We start from the raw sequence: 9,483 nt of genomic DNA, 5'->3' as shown, positions 1-9,483 counted from the left end.
GCCAACGCCAACGCCAACGCCAACGCCAACGCCAACGCCAACGCCAACGCCAACGCCAACGCCAACGCCAACGCCAACGCCAAACTCAAGTTTAAATTTATCTAAAATCAAATTAGACAAGACCAATTCCAGTATTAATTTGACTAAAAAAGGCTCAGGTTTCGGTAAAATTTCAGTAAATCTCAACTGGAATCAAGGTCAACAAGCCCAATCAGGTTCATTCTTTAAAAAATTAGTCGGTGGAAATAAAACCATCGATCTAGATCTCGGCGCCATGATTCAGTTTAAAAGTGGTCAAGTTGCTTTAGTTCAACCACTGGGTAATCAGTTTGGTCATTATGACCGCCCCCCATTTATTCATTTAGACGGTGATGATCGTACAGGTGCGAGAACGACAGGTGAGAACTTGCATATCAATGGTGATCGTTGGGATGAAATTGAACGGATTGTTATTTATACCTATATTTATTCAGGTGTGGCGCAATGGGCTGCAACAGATGGCGTAGTGACCATTCGTATCCCAAATCAGCCTGAAATAGAGGTTCGTTTAACCGATGGTAATCATTTAACCACCTGTGCCATTGTTGAACTGAGAAATGTGGGTGGTAGTATTCGAGCCAATCGTGAAGTGCGTTATTTCCAAGATCAACAATATTTAGACCAACATTACCGCTTTGGTTTTCGTTGGACACAAGGGTCAAAAGATTAATCTTTAACTTTTTTAACAATCAATTTCATAGATAAAAGGATATGCAATATGGCAATTTCTTTAAATAAAGGTGGTAATTTATCACTAAGTAAAACAGATCCATCACTTTCTCAAGTTCTTGTTGGTTTAGGCTGGGATGCACGTGCAACAGATGGTGCAGATTTTGACTTAGATGCATCGGCATTTTTATTAGGTGCAAACGATAAAGTTCGTGGCGAACATGACTTTATTTTTTATAACCAAACACGTTCTCCTGAGGGTTCTGTTGAGCATACAGGCGATAACCGCACAGGTGCAGGTGATGGTGATGATGAAGCCGTTAAAATTAATTTAGGTCTTGTTCCTGCAGACATTCAAAAAATTGCAATCACTGTGACGATTCATGATGCAGAGCAACGTGGTCAAAACTTTGGTCAAGTACAAAATGCATTTATTCGTGTGGTCAATGATCAAAGTAACGTTGAAATTGTACGCTTTGATTTAAACGAAGATTATTCAACCGAAACAGCAATGGTATTTGGTGAGTTGTATCGTCATAACGGTGAATGGAAGTTCCGCGCTGTAGGTCAGGGTTATGCAGGCGGTTTGCGTGCCATGTGCCATCAGTATGGCATTAGCATCTAAACGTTGAGTGGAATGAATGAAGCATTTTAGATTTTCGATAATTTTCACCATTATCTGTTTAGCAATTTCTGCCTATTGGGGATTTACCCACGGTCCTGAAGCAGGGCTGATGATGATGTTTAAGGTACTGGCAATTACAGGTATTTTAGCCATCATGGAAGTGTCATTGTCATTTGATAATGCCGTTGTGAACGCCTCTGTGCTTAAACATTGGGATATGTTTTGGCGGAAGTTATTCTTAACCGTCGGGATCATTGTTGCCGTATTTGGTATGCGCTTGGTTTTCCCATTGCTCATTGTTGGCGTCACCGCAGATATGAGTATGGTTGAAGTGGCTAAGTTAGCATTGAATGACCCTAAAACTTATTCAGAAAAACTGATGGCACATCATGCGGAAATTGCTGCTTTTGGTGGTATTTTCTTATTACTTGTGTTTTTAAACTTTCTTTTTGATGATGAAAAGGATGAACATTGGTTTCATTGGGTTGAGTCTAAATTAGCAGATTTAGGCAGTATTCAAGCGATTTCAGTATTTATTTCACTGATTGCATTGTTGGTCATTGCAGGTTTTGTACCTGAGGCACAGCGTTTAGTTGTGGTGATGGCAGGCATCTGGGGTATCGTGGTCTATGTGGGTGTGCAGGTCATTGGACATTTACTTGAAGGCAGTGGTTCTGATGATGAAGCAGATGATGAAAAATCTTCAAATGGCAACGCAACAGTTACAGGTACAGTGGTGAAAGGTGGTATCGGGGGCTTCTTGTATTTAGAAGTTTTAGATGCTTCATTTAGTTTTGATGGGGTTATTGGTGCTTTCGCAATTACTAATGATGTTGTTGTGATTATGTTAGGTTTGGCAATAGGTGCGATGTTTGTTCGTTCTATGACCATTTACCTCGTTGAAAAAGGCACATTGGATGCCTATGTATATCTAGAGCATGGTGCGCATTATGCGATTGGTGCTTTAGCATTGATTATGCTCGCAAGTGGTACAGGTGTGCATGTACCTGAAGTTGTCACAGGATTGATTGGTGTAGCGTTTATTGTATGGGCGGTATTATCATCAATTTCGTATAGCAAGAAACAGCAAAAGTTAGAATCAACACAAGAAGGAAATTAAGACATGGCGATTAGCTTATCTAAAGGCGGTAACATTAACTTATCTAAAACTGCACCTACGATGAATAAAGTAGATTTAGGTTTAGGTTGGAACCCACGTGTAACTGATGGTAAAGCATTTGACTTAGACGCAGTCGCATTTTTAACAGATGAAAATGGCAAAGTCACAGGTGATGGCGATTTTATTTTCTTTAACCAGAAAGTATCTCCATGTGGTTCTGTAACGCATCAAGGTGATAACCGTACAGGTGATGGCGACGGTGATGATGAAACGATTTCTGTAGACTTGTCTAAAGTTCCTGCAAATATTGCGAAAGTTGTCTTTGCAGTTACCATTCACGAAGGTCAACAAAACGGTCAAAACTTTGGTCAAGTGGATAAAGCGTACATCCGTGTGATTAACCAAGATGCAAACGGTGAAGAGCTTGCACGTTTTGACTTGTCTGAAGATGGTAGCACTGAAGTTGCGATGATTTTTGGTGAATTATACCGTCACAGCGGTGAGTGGAAATTCAAAGCTGTAGGTCAAGGTTTTAACGGTGGCTTAGGCGCATTGGCTGCAAGCTACGGTGTTGCCGTTTAATCTGTAAAAACAGTTTAAAACAGAGTACTAAAAGAGCAATCTTTTAGTACTTGAAAATAATTTTGCAATCTTTGTATTTTATAAAAATGCTTTTAAATCGATTATTTTCAAGTACTAAAATAGAGAATCATATATGCAACTGGTTTCAGGACAAAAGTTCGCATTGACCCAACTGTTACAATCTACATCAGAATTGAGTGTACGTGTTCAAGTGCAAGCAAGTTTTGAAATTGATATTTCTAGTTTTGGCTTAGGGCGGCACGATCAACTTTATCATGATGATTATATGACTTTTTATAATCAGCCCAAAACGCCTGAAAATGAAGTGCAATATTTTCAACAGGCACAGCAACATATTTTTAAATTTGATCTCAGTCAAATTGATACTGAAAAAACGCCCCGTTTTGTGATTTGTGCGACAACAGATCAAACGACTTTAAATCATATTCAATCTATTCAAGTTGATTTAGTCAATGCTAAGCAGCAAGTTTTGGCAAGCTACCACCTGACAAGTGCACATTTTCAGCAAGAAAAAGCGGCTATGTTGTGTGAAATCTACTTTAAAAATGACGCTTGGCGCATGGCGGCGGTTGGGCAAGGTTTTAATGGCGGTTTAAAAGCGCTGGTTGAGCATTTTGGTGGGGAAGTTGCAGATGAAACGGCTCCTACTCCTATCGAAAATACGGTAACTCAAAACCATGTACCTGCAACGACATCCACTTTAGATTTAAAGAAAAAAGTGGTTTTAGATAAAATTGAGAAATCTGCCCCGCAGCTTTTAGAACTCACTAAAAAATCTTTGATCAGTTTAGAAAAGAATAATTTGCTCAATGTGAAAGCACGGGTAGCACTTGTTCTAGACTATTCAGGTTCAATGAATCAGCAATATAAAAAAGGTGATGTACAAAAAGTCCTTGATCGGATTATGCCTTTAGCGGTGAATTTTGATGATGATGGGCGTTTTGAATGTTGGGCATTTGCACAGCATGCTTTACGTTTAAGCGATGTACATTTAGGTAATTTAAAAAACTATATCAATACCGAACAGGGCGGGCATAAAAAATGGGATGCTGGCGCACGTTTTAATAATGAACCTGCGGCGCTGAATGCGGTGATTGATTATTTTATTCAAGAAAGCCCATCCGATTTGCCTGTTTATGTGGTGTTTATTTCAGATGGCGGCGTATCTGAAACTAAAAAAATTAAACAAATTTTAAAAGATATATCCAATCAAGCAATTTTTTGGCAGTTTGTGGGCATTGGTGGTCGAAATTATGGTGTCTTAGAGCAGTTAGATGAGATGTCGGGACGTGTGATTGATAATTGTAATTTTTTTGCAATGGACAATATCGACAGTATGCCTGAGTCGCAACTCTATGATTTGTTATTAAATGAATTTCCAATGTGGCTCAAAGCTGCGCAACAAAAAAATATAATCAAGTAGGACCAAGAGCAATGGCAACATTTACTTTAGTGGGTAGTCCAGAACCTTTTTTACATGTCAGTATGAAACGTGGTGAATCGATTTATTGTGAATCGGATGCCATGGTCATGGTGGAGCAAAATCTCGAAGTGACAGGTAAGTTACGTGGCGGTGTATTTCAGGCATTTATGCGTAAATTTACCTCAGGCGAATCTTTGTTTCAGCAGCAAATCAAAGCTTCAAATGGAGATGGTGAATGTTTGTTATCCCCAAATTTAGATGGAGATATGCAAATTTTAGATGTTGGGCAACGCCAATATATTTTGTCAGACGGTGCATTTGTCGCTGCAACTGAACATACTAATATTAAAGCGAAAGTACAGAGTAATATTGGTGGTGCATTATTTGGCGGCACAGGTGGCTTTGTAGTAATGGAAACAGGTGGGCAGGGGCAAGTCTGTATTTCAGGCAGTGGCACCTTGCTTGAGTTAGATATTACCCCTGAACAAGGCGAGGTCACCATTGATAATGGTCATGTTGCGGCTTGGGATGCGTCTTTAAACTATAACATTGGTATGCCGACTTCAGGCGGCGGTGGTATTGTGGGTAATATTTTTAATAGCTTAACCAGCGGTGAAGGTTTAGTGATTAAGTTTCGTGGGCATGGCAAAGTGATTGTATGCTCTAGAAATCGTGCAAGTTATTTACAATGGTTGGCATCGGCTTTAGGTCGTGGAAACTCAAACTGAAGGAAACAATAAATGGGTATTAGTCTAGTAAAAGGTCAAAAAATTTCGTTAGAAAAACCAGATGGTTCTTCATTAACAAAAATTTATTTGGGTGCAGGTTGGGACGTTGCTAAAGGCGGTGGCTTTTTAGGTGGTCTATTTGGTGGCGGCGGTGGCTCTATTGATTTAGATGCTTCAGCAATTTTATTTGATGCCAATAAACAAGTACTTGATAACGTTTGGTTTGCTCAGCTTCGTAGCCGCGATGGTAGTATTCAACATTCTGGTGATAACTTAACAGGTGAAGGCGATGGTGATGACGAGAAAATCTTTGTAGATTTGACGCGTGTTCCTGATCAAGTTCAGCAAATCGTCTTTACGATTAGTAGTTTTCGTGGTCAAACTTTTGAAAAAGTAGAGAATGCCTTTTGCCGTTTAGTCGATGAAACCACCAACACTGAAGTTGCAAAATATAATTTGTCAGCACAAGGCAATTATACTGCTTTGATTATTGCGAAAGTATATCGTCATAATGGTGCTTGGAAAATGTCAGCGTTGGGTGAGTCTTGTCAAGGTAAAACGATTCATGACATCGTACCTTCGGTATTGCCATTGTTGTAATTGATTATTTTTTATGATATAAAAGCCTAATTTTTAGAAATTGGGCTTTTTCTAAAGAGGTTGAATATTTTAACCTTGGCATTATATTCATGCTAAAACTGAGTAAGAATAAAGCCCACCCAAAACTGATTTGAGTGAGCTTCATGCTATTTTTTATTTTGAACTGACAGCTTCAGTCTGGCTTTGTGCTGTGTTCTGACGTTTTGTCAAAATGACATGTGCCACGATACCAATACAAATGCCCCAAAATACTGAACTGAGACCTAAGAAGCTCATCCCTGAAGCCGTTGCTAAAAAAGTCAGTAAAGCAGCATCGCGTTGACTTTCATTTTTCATTGCAGCAGAGATGTTAATCGCAATTGCACCGAGTAAGGCTAAACCTGCTAATGCAGCGACTAACTCTTTGGGCAATAATGTAAAAAGCATCACAATACTTCCTGCAAATAAACCACCTAAGATATAAAAGATCCCATTGGCAATCCCTGCAATATAGCGTTTTTCTTTCAGTTCATGTGCATCTTTACCCATACAAAGTGCCGCAGTAATTGAAGCAAGAACAATGGTAATTCCACCCACGCATGCAACAGCCATAGATGTCAGACTGGTTGCTGTGATGATCGGTTTAGCAGGGGTGTCGTAGCCACTTAACTTCATAATCGCCATACCGGGTAGAAATTGGCCAGATAAGCTCACCAATGTCAGTGGAATAGCAAGGTTAAGCGTTGAGTTCCAAGTCCATTCAGGCATGATGAATTGTGGAATAGCGAGAGAAAAATCGACATCAACGGGATTCATTTTGCCTAAAGCTAAACTTAAAATCACACCTGAAATAAGCACAAAAACCATGGCATAACGAGGGCTGAGTCTTTTTGCCACCAAATAAACCAAAAGCATGCCAAAAACAATCATTGGCATGGTGTCAGTGGCTTTAAATAAACCTAGCCCAAACTGAAATAAAATACCTGCCATCATGCCTGCGGCAACATCTTGTGGAATCCATTTGAGTAATTTATCAAAAGAACCTGAAATTCCAATCAAGAAAATAATCACTGCGGACGTGATATATGCAGCAACAGCTTCATTGAGTGAGATATGTGGAAATAGTGTGACCAATAAAGCTGTTCCGGGAGCAGACCAAGCTGTGATCACAGGAACTTTAAATTTAATGGATAAAAATATTCCAGCAACCGCAGCACCAATAGAAATGCCCCAGATCCATGAAATCATCATGGCATTGCTGACATGGGCTTGTTGTGCTGCTTGGAAAAAGATAATGAGTGGACCTGAGTACGAAATCAAGACTGCTAAGAAACCAGCAACTGTAGCTGAAATTGACCAGTCCTGTTTTAGGGTCTTAAACAGGGTTGCCATTGGGCATTTGCCTCCATGCGTGTTTAATTCAATGATCCTGCTGAATTGTGTTTTAAATCATATGTTTTAGAGAAAAAGGAAAATCTACATTGTCATATAGATTTTCTTACTATGCTGTCAATACTTATTCACTTTGATGCTTCGATGGGCACAGCCACATTTTATTTATTCAAAATAAAGACTAATTTATGTAGGCAATCCCTTTCTTTTGACGGATCAAAGTGACAAAAATTCTTTGTTGGTCAAAATGTACATCCATGATACGTTTGACCAACGGCGACATCCATGTCGCCTCATGCGATTAAACCAATGGCATTGGAATTGCTATAAAAGCAACTCATTTTTTATTTGTTTAATCATAAAAAGTGGCATGAAATCTTTTAAAATAAAAGATCAGTTTAACCTTGATCTCCACCACCCACAGGAACGACAGTACCTGTCATATAAGATGAGTCATCTGAGGCTAAAAATAAAATCGCATTCACTTGTTCTTGGATCGTGCCGTAGCGTCCTAAGAAAGTTCGATCAATGGTTTGATCAACCACTTGTTGCATCCATTGTTTTTCATTTTCAGATAAAGGATTACTATTGCGAGGTACTTTACGAGGTGGTGCTTCGGTGCCGCCTGTTGCGACAGCATTGATACGGATACCATCTTTCGCATGTTCAAATGCCATTGCAGCAGTTAAGGCATTTACACCACCTTTAGATGCAGAATAAGGTACACGGTTAATACCACGTGTCGCGATTGAAGATACATTAACAATCGTACCTTTCTGATTTTTCAACATTTCTGGTAACACCGCGCGGCAGCACCATAAGGTTGGGAATAAAGAACGATTCACTTCCTTAATAATTTCTTCTTCAGAAAATTCTTGGAAGGGTTTCATCCAAATTGCACCACCGACATTGTTGATTAAGACATCAACACGACCGTATTTTTCAATTGCTTTAGCCACAACAGATTGAGCGCCTGCAAAAGTTTCTAAATCTGCATTAATTGTGATCGCATCACCTTGATGCTGCAAAATTTCAGCTAAAACTTCATCTACAATTTCAGCGCGATCTGCGAGGATCACTTGTGCGCCTTCAGCAGCAACTTGCAGCGCAACACCACGACCAATCCCTTGAGCAGCACCTGTAACAATAACAACTTTATTTAAAAATCTTTGACGATCTGACATTTTTTTCTCCATGCTCAATTTTTTAAAACCGAATATTTAAAAACCTCGTTTTGAGTGCAAAACGAGGTTTGTGGAAAGCTTAGTTCGCAGAGAATTTTTCAAATAAGAAGTTTGCAGGTTTTACACCTTCTTGGTCTAACCAGCCACGAACGGCTTCGACCATTGGAACTGGACCACAAAGGTAAACGTCAACATCACCACCATTGAGCCATTCATTTTCAATATGACCTGTCACATAACCTTTACGTTCATGCGTAGAGTCAGGATGTGCTACAACAGTACGATATTCAAACCATGGTAATTTTGCTTGTAACTCATTAAGTTTTTCAATGGCAACTAAGTCAAAATCATTGGTTACACCGAAAACAAGACGTACAGGTTGTTCAGAACCTTTTTCTTCTAGAACTTGTAGCATTGACATAAATGGTGCAATACCTGTACCCCCTGCAAGCATAAGAACAGGGCGAACAACATTACGTAAATAGAAGCTACCAAAAGGACCTGTGAATGTCATTTTGTCGCCAGCTTGAGCATTGGCACTTAAAAACTCGCTCATCTTACCATTCGGTACATTACGCACAACAAAGCCTGTTAAGCGGTCGCCTGGTTTTGAACTAAATGAATAAGAGCGTGTTTCTGCTGTGCCTGGTAGCGCAACATTGACATATTGTCCTGCAAGGAAATGAATATCTGGCTGACCTTCATCAAGTTGAATATCAAAGGTAATGGTCGATTCAGATAAGTTTTCTACACGTGCTAAAGTGCCTTGGAACTCGTGAATCTGAGTTTTACAGACATCAGAAGTTGCTTGAATCTGGAATACTGCGTCTGAAGTTGGTTTACATTGGCAAGCTAAAATATAGCCTTCTTCTGCTTCTTCAGGTGTTAAAGCATCTTCAATATAGTTTTCTTCAGGCATGTCATAAGCGCCAGACTCACAAAACGCGCGACACGTTCCGCAAGCACCATCACGGCAATCTAAAGGAATGTTAATTTTTTGACGATATGCAGCATCTGATAAGGTTTCACCTTGAGCGACACTGATAAAACGCGTTACGCCATCTTCAAATTGAAGTGCAACATTATGGTTTGACATGGCTAGAATCCTACTTAAATTTTGA

The 9,483-nt window shown here is 39.6% G+C and carries 10 protein-coding genes; 7 read left to right on the top strand and 3 right to left on the bottom strand.

Annotated features, from left to right (window positions below):
- The 7 genes from HX129_RS04435 to HX129_RS04405 all read left to right on the top strand — a co-directional run.
- On the top strand, nt 1-709 hold a 709-nt coding region (locus tag HX129_RS04435; protein ID WP_502872668.1), incomplete at its 5' end, for a TerD family protein.
- A gap of 48 nt (nt 710-757) precedes the next feature.
- Nucleotides 758-1,333, top strand: coding sequence for a TerD family protein (locus HX129_RS04430; protein ID WP_130073413.1), 576 nt, complete (start codon nt 758-760; stop codon nt 1,331-1,333).
- 16 nt (nt 1,334-1,349) lie between these two features.
- On the top strand, nt 1,350-2,453 hold the full coding sequence (locus HX129_RS04425) for a DUF475 domain-containing protein (protein WP_130073414.1): 1,104 nt from the start codon (nt 1,350-1,352) through the stop codon (nt 2,451-2,453).
- Between the two features lie 3 nt (nt 2,454-2,456).
- Nucleotides 2,457-3,035 (top strand): TerD family protein, encoded by a 579-nt coding sequence (locus HX129_RS04420; RefSeq protein ID WP_130073415.1) that lies wholly within the window; start codon nt 2,457-2,459, stop codon nt 3,033-3,035.
- A 133-nt stretch (nt 3,036-3,168) separates the two neighbouring features.
- Nucleotides 3,169-4,479, top strand: coding sequence for a vWA domain-containing protein (locus HX129_RS04415; protein WP_180047299.1), 1,311 nt, complete (start codon nt 3,169-3,171; stop codon nt 4,477-4,479).
- Nucleotides 4,480-4,490: 11 nt separating this feature from the next.
- Nucleotides 4,491-5,207, top strand: a complete 717-nt coding sequence (locus tag HX129_RS04410; RefSeq protein WP_107008709.1) for a TIGR00266 family protein — start codon at nt 4,491-4,493, stop codon at nt 5,205-5,207.
- A gap of 12 nt (nt 5,208-5,219) precedes the next feature.
- Nucleotides 5,220-5,807, top strand: coding sequence for a TerD family protein (locus tag HX129_RS04405; RefSeq protein WP_107008671.1), 588 nt, complete (start codon nt 5,220-5,222; stop codon nt 5,805-5,807).
- A gap of 153 nt (nt 5,808-5,960) precedes the next feature.
- Here HX129_RS04405 and benE read toward each other — a convergent pair whose 3' ends face one another.
- The 3 genes from benE to benC all read right to left on the bottom strand — a co-directional run bounded on the left by benE (nt 5,961) and on the right by benC (nt 9,458).
- Nucleotides 5,961-7,178 (bottom strand): benzoate/H(+) symporter BenE, encoded by a 1,218-nt coding sequence (benE, locus tag HX129_RS04400; protein ID WP_286433800.1) that lies wholly within the window; start codon nt 7,176-7,178, stop codon nt 5,961-5,963.
- A 398-nt stretch (nt 7,179-7,576) separates the two neighbouring features.
- Nucleotides 7,577-8,362 carry a benzoate diol dehydrogenase BenD gene (gene benD, locus HX129_RS04395; RefSeq protein ID WP_130073419.1) on the bottom strand — a complete coding sequence of 262 codons (786 nt, stop codon included), beginning with the start codon at nt 8,360-8,362 and terminating at the stop codon, nt 7,577-7,579.
- Nucleotides 8,363-8,441: 79 nt separating this feature from the next.
- A complete protein-coding gene (gene benC / locus HX129_RS04390) occupies nt 8,442-9,458 on the bottom strand; it encodes a benzoate 1,2-dioxygenase electron transfer component BenC (RefSeq protein WP_286433801.1) in 1,017 nt (338 codons plus the stop codon).
- Nucleotides 9,459-9,483: the final 25 nt, after the last annotated feature.

Source organism: Acinetobacter sp. 251-1 (genome assembly GCF_030329305.1).
Taxonomy (GTDB): Bacteria; Pseudomonadota; Gammaproteobacteria; order Pseudomonadales; family Moraxellaceae; genus Acinetobacter; species Acinetobacter piscicola_A.
Note: the sequence above shows the minus strand (reverse complement) of the source record. Positions and strands in the feature narration are given on the sequence as shown.